The following is a 19,814-nucleotide window of genomic DNA, read 5'->3' on the forward strand; positions in this document are numbered from 1 at the left end:
CATGGCGAGAAATCGTCCGGTACCCCCCGCGGACTGGAACGGAAGGCCCCGATTCGCGTGAACCCAGCAGCACAGGAACCCTTCGATCCCCGGGACCGCCCCGCCCGGCTCACCGTCGGTGTCGTCGGGGCCGGCCGTGTCGGCCCCGCCCTCGCCGCCTCCCTGCAGCTCGCCGGACACCGTCCGGTCGCCGTCTCGGGCGTCTCGGACGCCTCCGTACGGAGGGCGGCCGCGCTGCTTCCCGACGTCCCGCTGGTCACCGCCGCCGAGGTCCTCGCCCGCGCCGATCTGGTGCTGCTGACCGTTCCTGACGACGCTCTGCCCGGACTGGTCGAGGGGCTCGCCGAGACCGGCGCCGTACGGCCGGGACAGCTGCTCGTCCACACGTCGGGGCGTTACGGCGCCAAGGTCCTGGACCCCGCCCTGCGCGCGGGCGCCCTGCCACTCGCCCTGCACCCCGCCATGACCTTCACCGGCACCTCCGTGGACGTCCAGCGGCTGGCCGGCTGCTCCTTCGGGGTCACCGCGCCCGAGGAGCTGCGGCTGGCGGCGGAGGCGCTGGTCATCGAGATGGGCGGCGAGCCCGAGTGGATCGCCGAGGAGTCCCGTCCGCTCTACCACGCGGCCCTGGCGCTGGGCGCGAACCACCTGGTCACGCTGGTGGCGCAGTCGATGGAGCTGCTCCGTACGGCCGGGGTCACCGCCCCCGACCGGATGCTCGGCCCGCTGCTGGGCGCGGCCCTCGACAACGCCCTGCGCTCCGGTGACGCGGCCCTCACGGGCCCGGTGGCACGCGGCGACGCCGGCACGGTCGCCGCGCATGTCGCGGAGTTGCGCAAGCACGCGCCCGGCGCCGTCGCGGGATACCTCGCGATGGCCCGCACGACCGCGGACCGGGCGCTGGCGCACGGCCTGCTCAAGCCGGAGCTGGCGGAGGACCTCCTCGGTGTCCTCGCAGACGGGGACCGCCTCGGGGGCGGCGCCGGGGGCGCCCGATGAGCTTCGAACTCGCCCCCACGCGCGCAGACCTCGACCGCCTCCTGGAGCGGCGCACCGCCGGCGGCCGTATCGCCGTGGTGATGACCATGGGCGCGCTCCACGACGGGCACGCGAGCCTCGTACGCGCCGCCCGCGCCCGGGTCGGACCGGACGGCTTCGTCGTGGTCACCGTCTTCGTCAACCCGCTCCAGTTCGGCGTGGGCGAGGACCTCGCCCGCTATCCCCGCACGCTCGACACCGACCTGAAGACCGCGCAGGAGGCGGGCGCCGACGCCGTCTTCGCCCCGGCCGCCGACGAGGTCTACCCCGGCGGCGCCCCCCAGGTCAGGATCGCCGCAGGACCCATGGGCGAGCGGCTCGAAGGCGCCTCCCGCCCGGGGCACTTCGACGGCATGCTCACCGTCGTCGCCAAGCTGCTGCACCTCACCCGGGCCGACGCCGCCTTCTTCGGCCGCAAGGACGCCCAGCAGCTCGCCCTGGTCCGCCGGATGGCCCGCGATCTGAACTTCCGGGCCGAAATCGTGGGCGTACCGACGGTCCGCGAGGAGGACGGCCTCGCGCTCTCCAGCCGTAACCGCTATCTGTCCCCGCCCGAGCGCCGTACCGCCCTTGTCCTCTCCCGCGCGCTGTTCGCCGCCCGCGACCGCCTCGGCGCCCAGCACGCCCTGCGCGCCCGCGCCGAGTCCGCCCCCGCGACCGGCACCCGCGCCGCCGCGCTCTCCGCCCTCGGCGAGACCCGTGCGGCGGCCGACGCCCACGCGGTGGCGGCCGCCTGGGCACCCGCCGCGCCCGCGCGTCTCTGCGGAGCCGACGCCGTACGGACCGCCGCCCGCGCCGTCCTCGACGAGGCCGCCCGGGCCGCGCCGCCCCTCCGCCTCGACTATCTGGCCCTGGTCGACCCCGCCGACTTCACCGAGATCCCCGACGACCACACCGGCGAAGCGATCCTCGCCGTCGCCGCGAGAGTCGGCTCCACCCGGCTGATCGACAACATCCCCCTGACCTTCGGAGCCCCCAAGTGACCGGAACCGGAATACGGCTGACCGCCCCCGCACCCGGCTGGGCCGTCGACGCCGATGTCGTCGTGGTCGGCTCCGGCGTCGCCGGCCTCACCACGGCCCTGCGCTGCACGGCCGCCGGGCTCCGTACGGTCGTCGTCACCAAGGCCCGTCTCGACGACGGCTCCACGCGCTGGGCCCAGGGCGGCATCGCCGCGGCGCTCGGCGAGGGCGACACCCCCGAACAGCATCTGGCCGACACGCTCGTCGCGGGCGCGGGCCTGTGCGACGAGGCCGCGGTCCGCGTTTTGGTCACCGAGGGCCCCGCGGCCGTCCGCCGGCTGATCGACACCGGCGCGCACTTCGACACCTCCGCCGGCGGCGAGCTCCAGCTCACCCGCGAGGGCGGCCACCACCGCCGCCGTATCGCCCACGCGGGAGGCGACGCGACGGGCGCCGAGATCTCCCGCGCCCTGGTCGAAGCGGTGCGCGCCGCCGCGCTCCGTACCGTCGAGAACGCGCTGGTCCTCGATCTGCTGACGGACGAACAGGGCCGTACGTCCGGTGTCACCCTCCATGTGATGGGCGAGGGCCAGCACGACGGCGTCGGCGCGGTCCACGCCCCCGCGGTGGTCCTGGCCACCGGCGGCATGGGCCAGGTCTTCTCCGCGACGACCAACCCCGCGGTCTCCACGGGGGACGGGGTGGCGCTGGCCCTGCGGGCGGGCGCCGAGGTCTCGGACCTGGAGTTCGTGCAGTTCCACCCGACAGTGCTTTTCCTGGGCGCCGGGGCGGAGGGCCAGCAGCCCCTGGTCTCCGAGGCGGTACGGGGCGAGGGCGCCCATCTCGTCGACGCCGACGGCGTCCGCTTCATGCTCGACCAGCACGAACTGGCGGAGCTGGCGCCCCGCGACATCGTCGCCAAGGCGATCATGCGGCGGATGGGGGAACAGGGCGCCGAGCACATGTATCTGGACGCCAGGCACTTCGGCGCCCCGATGTGGGAGAGCCGTTTCCCGACGATCCTCGCGGCCTGCCGCGCCCATGGCATCGACCCGGTCACGGAGCCGATCCCGGTGGCCCCCGCCGCCCACTACGCGTCGGGCGGAGTCCGTACGGACCTGCGCGGCCGGACGACCGTGCCGGGGCTGTACGCGTGCGGTGAGGTCGCCTGCACGGGCGTCCACGGCGCGAACCGGCTGGCCTCCAACTCCCTGCTGGAGGGCCTGGTCTTCGCGGAGCGCATCGCCGCGGACATCGCGGCGGACGCGGCGGACCCGGCGGAGCCGCGTGGCGATTCCGAGGCGCCCGCCGCCGTCCCGGTCGCCGCGTCCACCGCTGCCTCGCCGCTGCCGCTGATAACACCCGACGCGCGGACCGAGATCCAGCGGATCATGTCCGCGGGCGCGGGCGTGCTCAGGTCGGCCCGGAGCCTGACGGAAGCGGCCCGGGCGCTGGAGGCCGTCCATCTGAACGCCCTTCGGGCCACCGCCCTGGACCACGAGGGCCCCGGCAAGGCGGCCGTGCCCGGCGTCGACTCCTGGGAGACGTCGAACCTCCTCTGTGTCGCCCGCGTACTGGTGGCCGGCGCGGTGGAGCGCGAGGAGACGCGGGGCTGCCACTGGCGCGAGGACCGGCCCGAGCGCGACGACACCGACTGGCGCCGCCATCTCGTCGTGCGCCTGCTGCCCGACCGCGGGCTGGCGCTCCGGCGTACCGAAACGGCCGACTTCCCGCCCGTGGATCCCGTACTCGTATCCGTCCCCGCAGACCCCGACGCCCCCAGGGAGCCGTAACCGTGAGCACGCCCGAAGACAATCCGCGCCCCGAACCCGTGGACGTACCGCTGATCCAGATCGGCGCCCCGGCCGGGGGCGGCTGCGGTGACGGCTGCGGCTGCTCCGGCGGCGCGGACGGGTACGACCCCGACGACCTGGAGTGCGGCCTCGACCCCGCCCTCGCACAGCTCCTCGCCGACGCGGGCCTGGACCCCGTCCAGGTCGAGGACATCGCGCATGTCGCCGTCGAGGAGGACCTCGACCACGGCGTGGACGTGACGACCGTCGCGACCGTCCCCGAAGACGCCGTCGCCACCGGCGACTTCACCGCCCGCGAGAGCGGCACGGTCGCGGGCCTGCACATCGCCGAAGCCGTCCTCTCCCTCGTCTGTACCGAGGAGTTCGAGGTCGAGCGGCATGTCGCGGACGGCGACCGCGTCGAGGCCGGCCAGAAGCTGCTGAGCGTCACGTCCCGTACCCGCGACCTGCTCACCGCCGAGCGCAGCGCGCTCAACCTGCTGTGCCGGCTGTCCGGCATCGCGACCGCCACCCGCGCCTGGGCCGATCTGCTCGAAGGCACCGGGGCCAAGGTCCGCGACACCCGCAAGACCACGCCGGGGCTGCGCGCCCTGGAGAAGTACGCGGTGCGCTGCGGCGGCGGCGTCAACCACCGGATGTCGCTCTCCGACGCCGCCCTGGTGAAGGACAACCACGTCGTCGCGGCGGGCGGGGTGGCCGAGGCCTTCAAGGCCGTGCGCGACCGGTTCCCCGACCTGCCGATCGAGGTGGAGGTCGACACCCTCCACCAGGTACGCGAAGTCCTGGACGCCGGCGCCGACCTGATCCTGCTGGACAACTTCACACCCGGCGAGACGGCGGAGGCCGTGGCCCTCGTCGCGGGCCGCGCGGTCCTGGAGTCCTCCGGCCGGCTCGCCCTCGACACCGCACGCGCGTACGCGGAGACGGGCGTCGACTTCCTCGCGGTCGGGGCGCTCACCCACTCCTCCCCGATCCTCGACATCGGACTGGATCTGCGAGAGGTCGCCGCCTGATGCTGCTCACCATTGATGTCGGCAACACCCAGACCGTCCTGGGCCTGTTCGACGGTGAGGAGATCGTCGAGCACTGGCGCATCTCCACCGACGCCCGCCGTACCGCCGACGAACTCGCCGTCCTCCTCCAGGGCTTGATGGGGATGCACCCGCTGCTCGGCGACGAGCTGGGCGACGGCATCGACGGCATCGCGATCTGCTCGACGGTCCCGTCCGTCCTGCACGAGCTGCGCGAGGTGACCCGCCGCTACTACGGAGACGTCCCCGCTGTGCTCGTGGAGCCGGGCATCAAGACGGGCGTGCCGATCCTGATGGACAACCCGAAGGAGGTCGGCGCGGACCGCATCATCAACGCGGTCGCGGCGGTCGAGCTGTACGGCGGCCCGGCGATCGTCGTCGACTTCGGTACGGCGACGACCTTCGACGCGGTCAGCGCGCGCGGTGAGTACGCGGGCGGTGTCATCGCCCCCGGCATCGAGATCTCGGTCGAGGCGCTCGGCATCAAGGGCGCCCAGCTCCGCAAGATCGAACTGGCCCGCCCGCGCAGCGTGATCGGCAAGAACACGGTCGAGGCGATGCAGTCGGGCATCCTGTACGGCTTCGCGGGCCAGGTCGACGGCGTGGTGGCCCGCATGGCCAGGGAGCTGGCCGACGACCCGGAAGACGTGACGGTGATCGCGACCGGCGGTCTCGCCCCCATGGTCCTCGGCGAGGCCTCCGTCATAGACGAGCACGAGCCCTGGCTGACCTTGATCGGCCTGCGACTGGTGTACGAGCGAAACGTCTCGCGTATGTGACGCGGGGCGGGAGGGCCGCGCCCGGGGAGGGGGATTAAGCGGATTTTGTCCCTTTGGCGCGTAGTGTCGCCGCATGCCCACGCCATACGGATCCCGCGGCGGCATGGCGTTCGGCGCTGACGAGCTGAGTGTGCTCCGACGTGCCCTCGCTGTTGCCCTTCATCCCGCCCCGCTCCCCGACGAGGACGTCCAGGCCTGCCTGCGGCTCGCCGAGTCCGTGGACGAGGCGGTACGGGAAGCCGGGCGGCTGCGGGCCTTTCTGCTGGCCGACCTCGGGCGGTACCGCGAAGCGCTCCCCGGCTCCCTCACCGGCTATCTGGAGCTGCTCCAGGACGCCCTGGCCGCCGGCTACGTCCTGCGGCCCGGCGATCTCGCGGCGCTGGGCGCCCTGCGCGGCAATCCGGTCGCGGCGGCCCTGCTCGACCGCGGCAGGCGGCTCGCCGAGCAGTCGGCGCGGGCCCGTCTCACCGGACGCGTGGCCGCTACGGCCCCCGCCCCCCGTACCCGGCTCCACGCGCTCCCCGGCGGCCGCGCCGCCGACGACCCGCCGAAGCCGAAGCCCGAGCGGGAGCCCCGGGAGCCCAGGAAGCCCGCCCCGCCGCAGCGCCCGGCGACCGACCGGCCCATGCCCAAGCCGTCCGAGGTCTTCCCGCCCCGCCGCCGACCCGCGCCCCCGCCGGAAGAACGCGCCGCCGGATAGCTACTCTGGTCGCCATGGACTACGTATCCGCGCTGCTGCCTCCCGTGGTGATGGCCGCCTTCTTCATCGGCCTGGTCAGGACGATCGTCAAGAGCCAGGGCGGCTCGAACAAGGCCAAGGAGGACGCCGCCGTCGACGCGGCGCTCGCCCGCGCGGAATCCGCCCAGCGGTAGGCCCGTACCGCCTTTGACGTATCGCCGACGCATGACCGGCGTATGACCTGGACGTACGACTGTTGATCAGTCGTACGTCCTTTTTGTTACGGTCAATAACCGACCATTCGGACATCTCGCACTATCGTGGAGCTGTGCCCCGTCAATTGGGAGACCTGGAAGACGCCGTCATGACACGCGTCTGGCAATGGAACCGTCCGGTCACCGTCCGGGAAGTCCTCGAAGACCTTCAGCAGGAACGGTCCATCGCCTACACCACCGTCATGACCGTAATGGACAATCTCCATCAGAAGGGCTGGGTGCGCAGGGAAGTCGAGGGCCGCGCCTATCGATATACGGCGGTCTCCACCCGCGCCGCCTACGCGGCGGCACTGATGAACGAAGCGTGGTCGAAGAGTGACAACCCGGCGGCCGCACTTGTCGCCTTCTTCGGCATGATGTCGGCCGAGCAGCGCCGGTCACTGGAGGACGCCATCCGTATGGTTCGAACGGACCGTCAGGAAGGTGACCCCGCGGAAGATGAACGGTCCGAAGGCGACCGCCCGGAAGGCGGCCGCGGGCAGGACGAGCGCCCGGAAGACGACCGTACGGAAGACGCCGCCGAGGGCGCCGACGGCGGGCGCGACGCGGGGCGATAGCGTCCAGTCATGTCCTCAGCCCTTCCGCTTCCCAATGCCACAGCAAATGCCATCACCGTCCGGCGGGCCAGGACCAGGGATGTGGCGGCGATCCGCCGTCTCGTCGACCCTTACGTGAGCGAAGGCATCCTGCTCGACAAAGCGCCGGTGACGCTTTACGAGGACATCCAGGAGTTCTGGGTGGCGGAACGCGACGAGGACGCGAGCGTCATCGGCTGCGGCGCCTTGCACGTGATGTGGGAAGACCTCGCCGAAGTGCGCACACTCGCCGTGGATCCCACGGTCAGGGGCGCCGGCGCCGGACATCAACTGCTCTCCAAGCTGCTGGAGACCGCACGCTGGCTCGGAGTGAGCCGCGTATTCTGCCTCACCTTCGAAGTCGAGTTCTTCACGAAGCGCGGCTTCGTGGAGATCGGTGAGACACCGGTCGACGGAGATGTGTACCGGGAGCTGCTCCGTTCCTATGACGAGGGTGTTGCGGAGTTCCTCGGTCTCGAACGGGTGAAGCCGAACACCTTGGGCAACAGCCGGATGCTTCTGCACCTGTGATCGCCGGAAGCCACCCCGATCCCTATGTCCGAATCGCGCACGTTTCCCGTGTTCTTGCGACAGTGAACCTCTGCCGGGGGTTTGTGTTTTCCTGAGAAAAGCGGTTTCCTTTCCGCGTACTGCATTTTCGATGAAAGGAAATCCGGTGGCACAGAAGGTTCAGGTCCTTCTTGTCGATGACCTCGACGGCGGCGAAGCGGACGAGACCGTGACGTTCGCTCTGGATGGCAAGACCTACGAGATCGACCTCACTACCGCCAATGCGGACAAGCTCCGGGGTCTGCTCGATCCGTACGCCAAGAGTGGCCGGCGTACCGGTGGCCGTGGCGCGGGCAGCCGCGGCAAGGGCCGTGTCGCAGCGGGCGGGAACAAGGACACCGCGGAAATCCGCAAGTGGGCGAAGGAGAACGGCTACAGCGTCAACGACCGCGGCCGTGTTCCCGCCGAGATCCGCGAAGCCTACGAGAAGGCCAACGGCTGAGCATTCGTACGGAGCGTATTTCTGCGCAGCAACCGGGCCCGGTGGCACTCAGTCGCCGCCGCGTCCACGAGCCGTACGAGATCGGGGGCATCCCCACCACTGCCCCCGCTGTCCGTTCCGTGCCCGAAAGGGGCGAGCGCCGGCAGCGTCGGCTCCACCTCGCGTCCAGGCTCGGGGGGCCGCAGCCATACGGCGGCCCCCTGCGCAGCGGCGCGGGGCCACCGCGGTGGTGCGGGGGCTGTCATCCGCCCGCCCGCACCGACGGCGGTCAGCCCGAGGGCGATCCCGCCCCACTCCAGCCAGTCGAGCAGCCCCGGCAGCTCGTCCGCGCTTCCCGCGGCCACCAGCAGGCCCATGCGCGTCCCGCGGAGCGCCACCGGCCCCGTCGGGCCGATTCGCCGCAGCACGGCCGCACCGGCGTCCGCCGGCAATTCCAGTACGTCGAAGCGGAGCCCGGTCACCAGCTGGACCGGAGGCCCGGCCGCCGTGGCCCAGTCGAGTTCGCTCTCGTACCACTGCGCGGAACCGTCTTCGAGTGCGACGCGGGGAAGCGGGACAGTGAAGGCCATGCCCCGAGCAACTCCCGATCCGCACGCGGAGTTACGCTGAGTCCGCCCCCGATCGCACAGAGTCTCCGTCCTGGGGGCGTGCGGGCGCGTGAGGGAGCGCAAGGGTGTTCGCCCGTAGCGGAGGGAACCGGGGTGCGCCGCATGGAGTGTCACTCCTTACGGGTAAGACATTCCTAGTGGGGAGGGGCGACACGCGGTTTCGGGCGTCTCACGTTCGCCATCGGCGTACTGATGGTGAGGGTATCTGCCTGGCCTGCGGGAACATCGTCTCGCACCATCGGGTTGGAGCTGTTGTCGGAGTTCGGGGCTGGAGGCCTGGGACTGTGTCGGCAGTTGGAATGAGCGGTCCCCGCTTGCGGGACTAAGCTGCGGAAGGACAGGGAGGGGACCGACCCCTTTACTGCCTGACCGCTCTGAGGAGCGATTAACGATGTTCGAGAGGTTCACCGACCGCGCGCGGCGGGTTGTCGTCCTGGCTCAGGAAGAAGCCCGGATGCTCAACCACAACTACATCGGCACCGAGCACATCCTCCTGGGCCTGATCCACGAGGGTGAGGGTGTCGCCGCTAAGGCCCTGGAGAGCCTCGGGATTTCGCTCGAGGCGGTCCGCCAGCAGGTGGAGGAGATCATCGGGCAGGGCCAGCAGGCTCCGTCCGGGCACATCCCCTTCACCCCCCGTGCCAAGAAGGTCCTGGAGCTGTCGCTCCGCGAGGCCCTTCAGCTGGGCCACAACTACATCGGCACGGAGCACATCCTGCTCGGCCTGATCCGCGAGGGTGAGGGCGTCGCCGCCCAGGTCCTCGTGAAGCTGGGCGCCGATCTCAACCGGGTGCGGCAGCAGGTCATCCAGCTGCTCTCCGGATACCAGGGCAAGGAGGCCGCCACAGCGGGCGGTCCTGCCGAGGGCACGCCCTCCACGTCCCTGGTCCTCGACCAGTTCGGCCGGAATCTCACCCAGGCCGCTCGTGAATCCAAACTCGACCCCGTCATCGGGCGCGAGAAGGAGATCGAGCGGGTCATGCAGGTGCTGTCCCGCCGTACGAAGAACAACCCGGTCCTCATCGGCGAGCCCGGCGTCGGCAAGACGGCGGTCGTCGAGGGACTGGCCCAGGCCATCGTCAAGGGCGAGGTGCCCGAGACCCTCAAGGACAAGCACCTCTACACCCTCGACCTCGGTGCGCTCGTCGCCGGCTCCCGCTACCGCGGTGACTTCGAGGAGCGTCTGAAGAAGGTCCTGAAGGAGATCCGCACCCGCGGCGACATCATCCTGTTCATCGACGAGCTCCACACCCTCGTGGGTGCGGGCGCCGCCGAGGGCGCGATCGACGCGGCGAGCATCCTGAAGCCGATGCTGGCCCGTGGCGAGCTGCAGACCATCGGTGCGACGACGCTCGACGAGTACCGCAAGCACCTGGAGAAGGACGCGGCCCTTGAGCGCCGCTTCCAGCCCATCCAGGTCGCGGAGCCGTCGCTGCCGCACACGATCGAGATCCTGAAGGGCCTGCGCGACCGTTACGAGGCGCACCACCGCGTGTCCATCACGGACTCCGCGCTGGTCGCTGCCGCGACGCTCGCCGACCGCTACATCTCGGACCGCTTCCTGCCGGACAAGGCGATCGACCTGATCGACGAGGCCGGTTCCCGGATGCGCATCCGCCGGATGACCGCGCCGCCGGACCTCCGTGAGTTCGACGAGAAGATCGCGGGCGTCCGCCGCGACAAGGAGTCGGCGATCGACTCCCAGGACTTCGAGAAGGCAGCCTCTCTCCGCGACAAGGAGAAGCAGCTGCTGGCCGCGAAGACCAAGCGGGAGAAGGAGTGGAAGGCCGGCGACATGGACGTCGTCGCCGAGGTGGACGAGGAGCTGATCGCCGAGGTCCTGGCGACCGCCACGGGCATCCCGGTCTTCAAGCTCACCGAGGAGGAGTCCTCGCGGCTGCTCCGCATGGAGGACGAGCTCCACAAGCGCGTCATCGGCCAGAAGGACGCCATCAAGGCGCTGTCGCAGGCGATCCGTCGTACGCGAGCGGGTCTGAAGGACCCCAAGCGTCCCGGTGGCTCGTTCATCTTCGCCGGCCCGTCCGGCGTCGGTAAGACGGAGCTCTCCAAGACGCTCGCCGAATTCCTCTTCGGTGACGAGGACGCGCTGATCGCTCTCGACATGTCGGAGTTCAGCGAGAAGCACACGGTTTCCCGCCTCTTCGGTTCTCCCCCCGGATACGTGGGTTACGAAGAGGGCGGCCAGCTCACCGAGAAGGTGCGCAGGAAGCCGTTCTCCGTCGTCCTGTTCGACGAGGTCGAGAAGGCCCACCCCGATATCTTCAATTCCCTGCTGCAGATCCTGGAGGACGGTCGGCTGACCGACTCCCAGGGCCGCGTCGTGGACTTCAAGAACACGGTCATCATCATGACGACCAACCTCGGGACCAGGGACATCTCCAAGGGGTTCAACCTGGGCTTCGCCGCCCAGGGCGACACCAAGAGCAACTACGAGCGGATGAAGAACAAGGTCAACGAAGAGCTCAAGCAGCACTTCAGGCCCGAGTTCCTCAACCGTGTCGACGACACGGTGGTCTTCCACCAGCTCACCGAGGAAGACATCATCCAGATCGTCGACCTCATGGTCGACAAGGTGGACGAGCGGCTGAAGGACCGGGACATGGGCCTCGAGCTCAGCCCGAACGCCAAGTCGCTCCTCGCCAAGAAGGGCTACGACCCGGTCCTGGGCGCCCGGCCGCTGCGCCGGACGATCCAGCGCGAGATCGAGGACGTCCTCTCCGAGAAGATCCTCTTCGGTGAGCTGCGCCCCGGTCACATCGTGGTCGTGGACGCCGAGGGCGAGGGTGAGGAGAAGAAGTTCACCTTCCGCGGCGAGGAGAAGTCGGCTCTGCCGGATGCTCCTCCCATCGAGCAGGCGGCCGGCGGCGCCGGTCCGAACCTGACGAAGGACGTATGAGGCTCACGCCCCCGGGCTGAGTGACTGAAGGGGCTGCCCCGGACCGTTTCGTACGGTCCGGGGCAGCCCCTTTTCGCGTGCCGCGCACGCGAGGACGGTCGGACGGGCGTGGACCGCCGCTGGATCGGAGCGCGTCGGTCAATCGGGCCGTTGGTCCCGAATCGGAAGGCATTCCGGCCCGGTGGGCGTGACAAGGCGCACAGGCGCTTCCGACCCTACTAGTAGGAATAGTGGCAAAGCGGGGCGTCGGCGGGGGCCTTCGGCCGGGGCGCCGTCGGGGCTTTCGGTGCCGCGGGGGCCCCTGAGCCGGTCGGCCTGGTCGGCTGGGGGTTCGCGTACCGCCTCACGTGGCCTTAAACAGGATGGAATCGGTGCATTTCGCTCGGTCGATATCGGGCTCTAGTGGGCTATCCAGGGATGGTTCGGTGTGAAGATCCCTACGATGTGATGTCGTAGATGGGCGTTTTGGTATGGGATGGGGTCCGGGTTATCAAGGTGTGGCCAGCCCGGCGCATGTGTGTCGGGTCCATTCATGCCCGGAGGTGTCCCGTATGTCGCAGCGCAACCAGTTCCGTCTGTCCCGCCCGTCCGTCCTGCGCAGCCGTGCCGGCATCGTGGCCGCCGGCCTGGGAGTGTCGATGGCGTGTGGCGCCGGGGCCGCGTTCGCCGCGACCGATGGCGCCGGCGTGACCGCCGGCCCGGCCGCCACCTCGGCCGCCAGTGCCGTCCAGAAGCAGGCCACGGCCCAGGCCAAGGCCGCCGACAAGGCTCAGGACGCCAAGGCGAAGCTCGCGAAGGCGAAACATGCCAAGGCCGTGGCGAAGGCCAAGGCGAACGTCACGAAGGCCGCCTCCTGGACCGATCCGGTCAACCGCTACGAGCTGAGCGCGAGCTTCGGCCGCGGCGGCAACATGTGGGCCCACAAGCATTCCGGCCAGGACTTCGCGGTGCCGGTCGGCACGACGGTCCACGCCGCCCACAGCGGCACCGTCGTCAAGGCCGGCCCCAACGGCGCCGGTGACGGACCCGCGTACGGCAACGCGATCGTGATCAAGCACCAGAACGGTACGTACTCGCAGTACGCGCACCTGTCGAAGATCAAGGTGCACGTGGGCCAGCACGTCACGACGGACCAGAAGATCGCCCTGTCCGGTAACACCGGAAACTCGAGCGGCCCGCACCTGCACTTCGAGATCCGTACGACCGCGAACTACGGTTCGGCGATAAACCCGGTGCCCTTCCTGCACGCCAAGGGCGTCAAGGTGTGACCCGATGAGCCTGGCTCATCAGATCGATGGAGACCTCGAGGATGGCTTCGCGCTTCGCCTCGGGGTCTCCTTCTATGTCCCTGAGGGCGAAATGACCGGCGTGCATGGTGAAGAGCGCGCTGACGCAGCGGACCCGGTTCTTCAGGGACGCGTCCGGGTCCTGGATCAGATCGAGCATCCCCAGCATCCGGCTCTTGAACGACTCGCCGACGCTGAGGTCGCGGACCGTCGCCTGGTTCTCCTGCATGAAGCGGAAGAGCGGGGCCGCGCTCGCCAGCGCCACGCTGTAGCGGCGCAGGATCTCCGTCTTGGTCTCCAGGGTGTGCGGCTGTGTCCTGCCCCAGGCGACCAGGTCGTCGATCGGCCGCGTCAGGTCCTGGAAGATGCTGATCAGGATGTCTTCCTTGGTCTTGAAGTGGTAGTAGAGCGCCGCCTTCGTGACGTCCAGCCGCTCGGCGATCTCCCGCAGTGAGGTCTTCTCGTACCCCTGTTCGGCGAAGAGCTCCAGGGCGATGTCCTGGATGCGCTGGCGGGTGTCGCCCCGCCGCGGGTGCTGTGTGCTGCCCATGCTGCTCTCCTGAGAAATGACTTACTTGACGCCCGGCAAGTGAGGGTCTACCTTCCCCAAGTGTAGTCAACTTGCCGGGCGGCAAGTAAGTGCCAGGGGAGTGCAGGGAGTGGGGAATATGAGTCCGACCGGTAACCAGACGGGGAAGGGCGACGTGGCCGGGGCGGCCGAGAGAGCCGATACGGCCGAAAAGCCCGACCTGGTCAAGAAGGCGGAGCCGCAGCCGCGCAGCGTGCGCGTGGTTCTGCTGGCGCTGATGATCGCGATGCTGCTGGCCATGCTGGACAACATGATCATCGGTACCGCGATGCCGACGATCGTCGGTGAGCTGGGCGGACTCGCGCATCTGTCCTGGGTGGTGACCGCGTACACCCTGGCGACCGCCGCCTCGACGCCGATCTGGGGCAAGCTCGGCGACCTGTACGGCCGCAAGGGCGTCTTCCTCACCTCGATCGTGATCTTCCTGATCGGATCGGTTCTCAGCGGTATGGCCCAGGACATGAGCCAGCTGATCGGCTTCCGGGCCGTCCAGGGTCTGGGCGCGGGCGGTCTGATGGTCGGCGTCATGGCGATCATCGGTGACCTCATCCCGCCCCGGGAGCGTGGCAGGTACCAGGGCATGATGGCCGGCGTCATGGCGCTCGCCATGATCGGCGGACCGCTGGTCGGCGGCACCATCACCGACCACCTCGGCTGGCGCTGGAGCTTCTACATCAACCTGCCGCTGGGCGCGCTGGCGCTGGTGATGATCACGGCCGTACTGCACCTGCCCGCCAAGGACCGGTCGCAGGCCAAGGTCGACTATCTCGGTGCCGCGCTGCTGACCGTCGGCATCACCTCGATCGTGCTGGTCACCACCTGGGGCGGTACGGAGTACGCCTGGGGCTCCGCGATGATCATGGAGCTCATCGCGATCGGTGTCGCCGCGCTCGTCGGCTTCGTCGTCGTGCAGACCAAGGCGCCCGAGCCGATCATGCCGCTGCACATCTTCCGCAACCGCAACTTCACGCTGATGTCCGTGATCGGCTTCCTGACCGGCTTCGTGATGTTCGGCGCCGTGCTCTTCCTGCCGCTGTACCAGCAGTCCGTCCAGGGCGCCTCGGCCACCAACTCCGGTCTGCTGCTCCTGCCGATGCTGCTGTCGATGATGGTCGTCTCGCTGATCGCGGGCCGCGTCACCACCAACAGCGGCAAGTACAAGATCTTCCCGATCATGGGCGGCGGGCTGATGGTCGTTGGCCTCTTCCTGCTCGCGCAGATGGACACCGGCACGTCGCAGCTGACCTCGGGCATCTACATGGCGGTGCTCGGCGCCGGCATGGGCTTCCTGATGCAGATCACCATGCTCGTCGCGCAGAACAGCGTCGAGCTGAAGGACATGGGCGTCGCCTCGTCCTCGGCCACCCTCTTCCGTACGCTCGGCAGCTCCTTCGGCGTCGCGATCATGGGTGCGCTGTTCACCAGCCGGGTGCAGGACGAGATGGCCGCTCAGGCCGGGTCCGGCGCCGCGCCCCTGCAGTCCGCCCAGCTGGACGCCGCGAGCCTGGCGAAGCTGCCGGAGGCGATGCGTGAGGCGTACCAGCAGGCGGTGTCGTCCGGTACGCACGCGGCCTTCACGCTGGGCGCGGCCATCGCGGTGCTCGGCTTCGTCGCGGCCTTCTTCGTCAAGGAGGTCCCGCTGCGGGGCGGCGGCCCCGCGCCCGCCTCCGACGCGGCGCCCGACGTCGACAGCAAGGTCCCGCAGTCCGCCTGATCCCCACCGAGTGACTGGTGCCCACGCACCACTGACAACGGCCCCCGGCGCGCGCTGGGGGCCGTTGTCAGTGGTGCGTGCCGGACAGGACTCAGGCGTGGTCCGGGAGGCTGAGGATCGGGAAGCTGCCGGTGGTCGTCGGGGCGTGTTCCGGGAGCCAGAGGACCGCGATGGCGCCGCCCGTGCCCTCTCGGTCCGCCGCGCCCTCCGGCATCGCGTTCCGGAAGGTGAGCCGCGCGCCGAGGACGCGCGCCTGGCCGGCCGCGATGGTCAGGCCCAGGCCGTGGCCCTGGCCCGCGCGGTCGCTCGCGCCCGTACGGAACCGGCTCGGGCCCTCACGCAGCAGCGCCTCGGGGAAGCCGGGCCCGTGGTCGCGTACCCGTACCACCCGGCCCTCGACCGTGACCTCGACCGGCGTCCCGCCGTGCTTCGCGGCGTTGGCCAGCAGATTGCCCAGGATGCGTTCCAGCCGCCGGGGATCCGTACTGACCCAGGACTCGTGCACCACCTGGATCTTGATGGCCGGGTTCAGCACCGCCACCCGCCGCTCGACGAATTCGCCGAGCGCGATCTCCTGGAGCTCGGCGCGCTCCGACGCGCTGTCGAGCCTGGCCACCTCAAGGACGTCCTCGACCAGCGTCCGCATCGCCCGGGCCCGGTCCCGTACGAGCTCGGTGGGGCGGCCGGGCGGCAGCAGCTCGGCCGCGGTGAGCAGTCCCGTCACCGGCGTACGCAGCTCATGGGCGATATCCGCGGTGACCCGGCGCTCCGCCTCGATCCGCGCGTTCAGCGCGTCGGTCAGGGCGTCCACGGCGCGGGCCAGCTCATCCGTCTCGTCGCGTACGACTCCGCCGATGGCGTCCCCGACCCGTACCTCCGTATTGCCCTGCGCGACCTTGCCCGCGGCCGCCGCGGCCCGGCGCAGCCGACGCGAGAGCTGCCCGCCGATCAGCACACCCAGGGCGCAGCCCCCGAACACCACCGAGACCGAGCCGATGATCAGGGCACGGTCCAGATCCTTCATGATCGTCGTGCTGCGGTCGGCGAACTTGTTGTGCATCGAGAGCACCGTGCCGTTGCCCAGCGGGACGGCCGCCCAGACATCGGGCACCCCGTGCGAAGTCTCCTGCACATACGTCGCCCGCCGGCCCTGCTTCATCTTGATCCGCAGGTCGGGCGGGAGCGAGGGGTCATTGAGCTTCGTGCCGAACTTGGGCTCCTTGGTCGATTCGTACATCCGCTCCGCGAACAGCAGCCGCTCCAGCTGCACCTCGCGCGCGTTGTCCAGCATCGAGACCCGGGCCGCGTTGTGCACCACAAGGCTCAGCGCCACCACGACCAGCGCCCCGACGGCCGCGATGGCGATGCTGATCTTCCACCGGACACCGGTGCGCAGAGCGAGCCGCTTCATGCCTTGAGCTTGTATCCGAAGCCGCGGACCGTATCGATCCGGTCCTGTCCGATCTTGGTGCGCAGCCGCTGGACATGGACGTCCACCACCCGGGTGTCACCGCCCCAGCCGTAGTCCCAGACCCGCTCCAGCAGCTTGTCGCGGGAGAGCACGGTGCCGGGCGCGGACGAGAACTCCAGCAGCAGCCGCATCTCCGTCGGCGTCAGCGACACCGGCGCGCCGCCCCTGCGCACCTCCATCCCCTCCGTGTCGATCTCCAGATCGCCGAAGGACAGCACACCGCGCTCGTCGGGCCCGTCCTGCCCGCCCGGCTCACCGGCGTGCCCGAAGCGGCGCAGGACGGCCCGGATCCGTGCGACCAGCACCGCCCCGTCGAAGGGCTTGGTCACGTAGTCGTCGGCGCCGGCCTCCAGGCCCAGTACCACGTCGATCGAGTCGGCGCGCGCCGACAGCATGATCACGGGCACGGTCGACTCGTCCCGGATACGCCGGCAGAGGCTGACGCCGTCCAGGCCCGGCACCATCACATCGAGCAGGGCGATGTCCGGCTGGTCGGCGCGGAACGCCTCAAGACCGGAGAGTCCGTCCGGCATGGCGGTGACCACGAAGCCGTCGCGCTCCAGCGCGAGCTGGGTGGCTTCGCGGATCACGTCGTCGTCCTCGACGAACAGGACATGGGTCTCGGCCATCCCGCGGCTCTCAGTTCTCGCTCGGCGTGGTCGGCTCGGGGGCGTACCCGTCTCCGTTGCCCACCGCTTTGCTGTAGTTGTTGCGCACCCGGTAGCGCTCGGTGAACTTGGTGCCGGACCAGCTGTAGGTCACCACGTCCTCGCCGGACGGATACGACACCGGATCGCCCTTCGCGTACACCTGCTGGGTGACGACCAGCTCGCCGCGGTCGATCGTGGCGTAGACCGCCGGCTCCTCGGCCGCGAAGACGTTCTCGTAGTGCTCGTTCGTCTCGCGGTACACGTAGGTCCCGATGCCGACCGAATCGCCGCAGGTCATCACGTTGACCACGACATCGGGAGCGGTGCCGCCGGTGAGCTCTCCGTACGAGGTGTCCACCGGGTACGTGTCCTCGGCGCACGGCTTGAGATCGGCCTTGATCCGCACGCCGACCTTGGGGTCGTGCTTGAGCAACGACACCGCGTCCACCGTCGTGGCGGGCGGCGGCGCCGACACGCTGGCGGTGGGCCCGCCCCGCTCGACCGGCGAGGTCACCGCCGCGCCCTCGTCCCTCGTCCCCGTACCGCCCGTCGAACAGCCGGCCGCGAGCACGCAGAAGGCGGCGAGCCCGGCCAAGGCCGTACAGCTCGCCGCGAATGATCTGCCCCCCGGCCGGTCAGGGCCTGTCAGGCCGCGCACCTCTCCCGCCCCCGTTCCCGGCTTTCCCGCTCCCGGCTCTCCAGCTCCTGACGGAGCCGGGCCAGCGCGCGGTGCAGCGTGCTCTTGACCGTACCCGCCGACATTCCGAGCGCCGCGGCCGTCTCTTCCGTACTCATCTGCTCCCAGTGTCGCAGCACGACGACACTGCGCTGCTTGGGAGCCAGCACCCCGAGCACGTCCATCAGCAGGGCACGGTCGGCGCGCTGCTCCGTGCCGTCCTCGACGCTGGCGTCGGGCAGCTGCTCGGTGGGGACCTCTTCGAGCTTGCGCGCGCGCCACCACTCCGTACGGGTGTTGATCATGACGCGGCGCAGATAGGCATCGGCGAGGGACTTGTCCGCGATGCCGTCCCAGCGGCGGTACGTACGCGCCAGGGCGGTCTGCAGCAGGTCCTGCGCGTCGACGGGGTCGGGCACGAGGCGCCGGGCGCTCCGCAGCAGGGCCTCCTGCCGGGTACGCACGTACTCCTCGAATCCGAGCACCTCGCCCTGCGCCATGCCAACCGCCTCCGACCCCGTGATGATCCATGCCGTTCGTGTACGGCACTGAAATTACGGAGCGGTTGTCACGGAGGTGTGCGGGACAGACGTCGGCGGACGCACGGCTGCCCATCGGTTGTGTAACGGCCGCCGAGACGGCTCGCGCGGCGGGCGCGAGCCGTCGGTCAGCTCAGCGGCAGCCGGTAGACCCCGCTCTCCATGGGCTCGACCAGCCCGTCGGCGACCAGGCCGTCCAGCGCTCTGGCCCGCTGCACCGGCTCCTCCCACACCGCGTCCAGGACGGCCTGCGGCACCGGCCCGACCGCCTCGCGCAGGACGGCGAGCAGTCTGCCGCGCACCTGGCGGTCGGTGCCCGCGTACGTCTGGCCGCGCCGCGCCGGACCTTCGTGCGCCGGCTTCCCGGCCAGCCGCCAGGCGCACCGCGTGGCGATCGGACAGCGTGCGCAGCCCTCGTTCTTCGCCGTGCAGATCAGGGCGCCCAGCTCCATGGAGGACGCGGCCCAGCGCGCCGCGGTCGGCTCGTCCGCGGGCAGCAGCGAGCGGGCCAGCTTCCGCTCGGCGGCGGTGGTCGCGTTCGGCGGGTACTGGATGCCGGTCACGGCGCGCGCGAAGACGCGGCGCACATTCGTGTCGAGGACGGCGTGCCGCTGTCCGTACGCGAACGAGGCCACCGCCGCGGCCGTGTACTCGCCGATCCCGGGCAGCGCGAGCAGCTGCGCGTGCTCGCGGGGTACGTCGCCGCCGTAGCGCTCCGTTATCGCCTGCGCGGCCCCGTGCAGGCGCAGCGCACGGCGCGGATAGCCGAGCCGGCCCCAGGCGCGGACCGCCTCGCCGGGCGCCTCGGCGGCCAGATCGGCGGGGCGGGGCCAGCGGGCGAGCCACTGCTCGTACACGGGGAGCACCCGGCTCACCGGGGTCTGCTGGAGCATGAACTCGCTGACCATCACACCCCAGGCGCCGGCCTCGGGACGGCGCCAGGGCAGATCGCGGGCGTTCGCCTCGAACCACGCGATGACGGGGGTGTGCAGGGCGGCCGGATCGCCGGCAGACGTTGGAGTCGCGGAATTCGCGGAGGTAGCAGTCATGGCACCACCGATCCTGGCACGTTCCGGCGGGCGGACGGTGCAGCGAGCGGGGGCATGGCGGAGGTTGTCGCACGATGAAGATCCGGGGGAGCGCCCCTCAGGAGCGTCACCGGCGGTTCACCGCGGACCTGGGCGAAGGCGGTCGTGAGC

Annotated in this window: 20 protein-coding genes; 13 read left to right on the plus strand and 7 right to left on the minus strand. The window is 70.4% G+C overall.

The window, feature by feature from the left end; translation table 11 throughout:
• The first annotated feature begins 57 nt into the window (after positions 1-57).
• From ACFVWW_RS12070 to ACFVWW_RS12115, 10 genes are all read left to right on the plus strand, one after another.
• Positions 58-999: a Rossmann-like and DUF2520 domain-containing protein gene (locus ACFVWW_RS12070; protein WP_384179777.1), complete on the plus strand. Its 942-nt coding sequence runs from the start codon at positions 58-60 to the stop codon at positions 997-999.
• The gene (gene panC / locus ACFVWW_RS12075) at positions 996-2,021 is read left to right on the plus strand and encodes a pantoate--beta-alanine ligase (RefSeq protein ID WP_386877365.1); all 1,026 of its coding nucleotides are present in this window, start codon (positions 996-998) and stop codon (positions 2,019-2,021) included. Before ACFVWW_RS12070 ends, panC begins: the two co-directional genes overlap by 4 nt.
• Complete coding sequence (locus ACFVWW_RS12080; protein WP_386877366.1) at positions 2,018-3,793, plus strand: L-aspartate oxidase; 1,776 nt, start codon at positions 2,018-2,020, stop codon at positions 3,791-3,793. Before panC ends, ACFVWW_RS12080 begins: the two co-directional genes overlap by 4 nt.
• A 2-nt stretch (positions 3,794-3,795) precedes the next feature.
• On the plus strand, positions 3,796-4,827 hold the full coding sequence (gene nadC, locus ACFVWW_RS12085) for a carboxylating nicotinate-nucleotide diphosphorylase (protein ID WP_384179783.1): 1,032 nt from the start codon (positions 3,796-3,798) through the stop codon (positions 4,825-4,827).
• The gene (locus ACFVWW_RS12090) at positions 4,827-5,624 is read left to right on the plus strand and encodes a type III pantothenate kinase (protein ID WP_384179785.1); all 798 of its coding nucleotides are present in this window, start codon (positions 4,827-4,829) and stop codon (positions 5,622-5,624) included. Before nadC ends, ACFVWW_RS12090 begins: the two co-directional genes overlap by 1 nt.
• A 103-nt stretch (positions 5,625-5,727) precedes the next feature.
• On the plus strand, positions 5,728-6,324 hold the full coding sequence (locus tag ACFVWW_RS12095; protein ID WP_384179851.1) for a hypothetical protein: 597 nt from the start codon (positions 5,728-5,730) through the stop codon (positions 6,322-6,324).
• Positions 6,325-6,338: 14 nt separating this feature from the next.
• Complete coding sequence (locus tag ACFVWW_RS12100) at positions 6,339-6,497, plus strand: hypothetical protein (protein WP_384332361.1); 159 nt, start codon at positions 6,339-6,341, stop codon at positions 6,495-6,497.
• 134 nt (positions 6,498-6,631) lie between these two features.
• Positions 6,632-7,135, plus strand: a complete 504-nt coding sequence (locus ACFVWW_RS12105) for a BlaI/MecI/CopY family transcriptional regulator (RefSeq protein WP_384179853.1) — start codon at positions 6,632-6,634, stop codon at positions 7,133-7,135.
• Between the two features lie 9 nt (positions 7,136-7,144).
• Complete coding sequence (locus ACFVWW_RS12110) at positions 7,145-7,684, plus strand: amino-acid N-acetyltransferase (RefSeq protein ID WP_384179789.1); 540 nt, start codon at positions 7,145-7,147, stop codon at positions 7,682-7,684.
• Positions 7,685-7,829: 145 nt separating this feature from the next.
• Positions 7,830-8,165, plus strand: a complete 336-nt coding sequence (locus ACFVWW_RS12115) for an Lsr2 family protein (protein ID WP_384179791.1) — start codon at positions 7,830-7,832, stop codon at positions 8,163-8,165.
• Here ACFVWW_RS12115 and ACFVWW_RS12120 read toward each other — a convergent pair.
• A complete protein-coding gene (locus ACFVWW_RS12120) occupies positions 8,144-8,734 on the minus strand; it encodes an SCO3374 family protein (protein WP_384179793.1) in 591 nt (196 codons plus the stop codon). The two genes, ACFVWW_RS12115 and ACFVWW_RS12120, sit on opposite strands and share 22 nt — an antisense overlap.
• Positions 8,735-9,164: 430 nt before the next feature.
• On the opposite strand from ACFVWW_RS12120, the gene ACFVWW_RS12125 reads away from it, so the two are divergent.
• A complete protein-coding gene (locus ACFVWW_RS12125; protein WP_384179795.1) occupies positions 9,165-11,690 on the plus strand; it encodes an ATP-dependent Clp protease ATP-binding subunit in 2,526 nt (841 codons plus the stop codon).
• Between the two features lie 551 nt (positions 11,691-12,241).
• The gene (locus ACFVWW_RS12130) at positions 12,242-12,958 is read left to right on the plus strand and encodes a M23 family metallopeptidase (protein WP_384179797.1); all 717 of its coding nucleotides are present in this window, start codon (positions 12,242-12,244) and stop codon (positions 12,956-12,958) included.
• Here ACFVWW_RS12130 and ACFVWW_RS12135 read toward each other — a convergent pair.
• A complete protein-coding gene (locus tag ACFVWW_RS12135; RefSeq protein ID WP_386877367.1) occupies positions 12,948-13,526 on the minus strand; it encodes a TetR/AcrR family transcriptional regulator in 579 nt (192 codons plus the stop codon). The genes ACFVWW_RS12130 and ACFVWW_RS12135 overlap by 11 nt on opposite strands.
• 118 nt (positions 13,527-13,644) lie before the next feature.
• Here ACFVWW_RS12135 and ACFVWW_RS12140 point away from each other — a divergent pair, with 118 nt between their 5' ends.
• Positions 13,645-15,279, plus strand: a complete 1,635-nt coding sequence (locus tag ACFVWW_RS12140) for an MDR family MFS transporter (protein ID WP_386877368.1) — start codon at positions 13,645-13,647, stop codon at positions 15,277-15,279.
• Positions 15,280-15,370: 91 nt separating this feature from the next.
• Here the strand turns inward: ACFVWW_RS12140 and cseC are convergent, their stop codons facing one another.
• From cseC to ACFVWW_RS12165, 5 genes are all read right to left on the minus strand, one after another.
• Positions 15,371-16,690, minus strand: coding sequence for a two-component system sensor histidine kinase CseC (gene cseC, locus ACFVWW_RS12145; RefSeq protein ID WP_384179803.1), 1,320 nt, complete (start codon positions 16,688-16,690; stop codon positions 15,371-15,373).
• Positions 16,687-17,379: a two-component system response regulator CseB gene (gene cseB / locus ACFVWW_RS12150; RefSeq protein ID WP_384179805.1), complete on the minus strand. Its 693-nt coding sequence runs from the start codon at positions 17,377-17,379 to the stop codon at positions 16,687-16,689. The genes cseC and cseB overlap by 4 nt, the downstream gene beginning before the upstream one ends.
• A 10-nt stretch (positions 17,380-17,389) precedes the next feature.
• Positions 17,390-17,995 carry a hypothetical protein gene (locus ACFVWW_RS12155; RefSeq protein ID WP_384179807.1) on the minus strand — a complete coding sequence of 202 codons (606 nt, stop codon included), beginning with the start codon at positions 17,993-17,995 and terminating at the stop codon, positions 17,390-17,392.
• Positions 17,996-18,045: 50 nt separating this feature from the next.
• Positions 18,046-18,576 carry a SigE family RNA polymerase sigma factor gene (locus tag ACFVWW_RS12160; RefSeq protein WP_384179809.1) on the minus strand — a complete coding sequence of 177 codons (531 nt, stop codon included), beginning with the start codon at positions 18,574-18,576 and terminating at the stop codon, positions 18,046-18,048.
• Positions 18,577-18,743: 167 nt separating this feature from the next.
• Positions 18,744-19,664: an A/G-specific adenine glycosylase gene (locus ACFVWW_RS12165; RefSeq protein WP_384179811.1), complete on the minus strand. Its 921-nt coding sequence runs from the start codon at positions 19,662-19,664 to the stop codon at positions 18,744-18,746.
• Positions 19,665-19,814 lie beyond the last annotated feature (150 nt).

The sequence above is a fragment of the Streptomyces sp. NPDC058198 genome (assembly GCF_042882605.1).
Taxonomy (GTDB): domain Bacteria; phylum Actinomycetota; class Actinomycetes; order Streptomycetales; family Streptomycetaceae; genus Streptomyces.

Coding starts and splice junctions, on each gene's coding strand:
- ACFVWW_RS12140 (WP_386877368.1), top strand. CDS start 13,645: ATGAGTCCGACCGGTAACCAGACGGGGAAGGGCGACGTGGCCGGGGCG.
- ACFVWW_RS12165 (WP_384179811.1), bottom strand. CDS start 19,664: ATGACTGCTACCTCCGCGAATTCCGCGACTCCAACGTCTGCCGGCGAT.
- ACFVWW_RS12090 (WP_384179785.1), top strand. CDS start 4,827: ATGCTGCTCACCATTGATGTCGGCAACACCCAGACCGTCCTGGGCCTG.
- ACFVWW_RS12100 (WP_384332361.1), top strand. CDS start 6,339: ATGGACTACGTATCCGCGCTGCTGCCTCCCGTGGTGATGGCCGCCTTC.
- ACFVWW_RS12135 (WP_386877367.1), bottom strand. CDS start 13,526: ATGGGCAGCACACAGCACCCGCGGCGGGGCGACACCCGCCAGCGCATC.
- ACFVWW_RS12120 (WP_384179793.1), bottom strand. CDS start 8,734: ATGGCCTTCACTGTCCCGCTTCCCCGCGTCGCACTCGAAGACGGTTCC.
- cseC (WP_384179803.1), bottom strand. CDS start 16,690: ATGAAGCGGCTCGCTCTGCGCACCGGTGTCCGGTGGAAGATCAGCATC.
- panC (WP_386877365.1), top strand. CDS start 996: ATGAGCTTCGAACTCGCCCCCACGCGCGCAGACCTCGACCGCCTCCTG.
- ACFVWW_RS12125 (WP_384179795.1), top strand. CDS start 9,165: ATGTTCGAGAGGTTCACCGACCGCGCGCGGCGGGTTGTCGTCCTGGCT.
- ACFVWW_RS12130 (WP_384179797.1), top strand. CDS start 12,242: ATGTCGCAGCGCAACCAGTTCCGTCTGTCCCGCCCGTCCGTCCTGCGC.
- cseB (WP_384179805.1), bottom strand. CDS start 17,379: ATGGCCGAGACCCATGTCCTGTTCGTCGAGGACGACGACGTGATCCGC.
- ACFVWW_RS12095 (WP_384179851.1), top strand. CDS start 5,728: ATGGCGTTCGGCGCTGACGAGCTGAGTGTGCTCCGACGTGCCCTCGCT.
- ACFVWW_RS12110 (WP_384179789.1), top strand. CDS start 7,145: ATGTCCTCAGCCCTTCCGCTTCCCAATGCCACAGCAAATGCCATCACC.
- ACFVWW_RS12160 (WP_384179809.1), bottom strand. CDS start 18,576: ATGGCGCAGGGCGAGGTGCTCGGATTCGAGGAGTACGTGCGTACCCGG.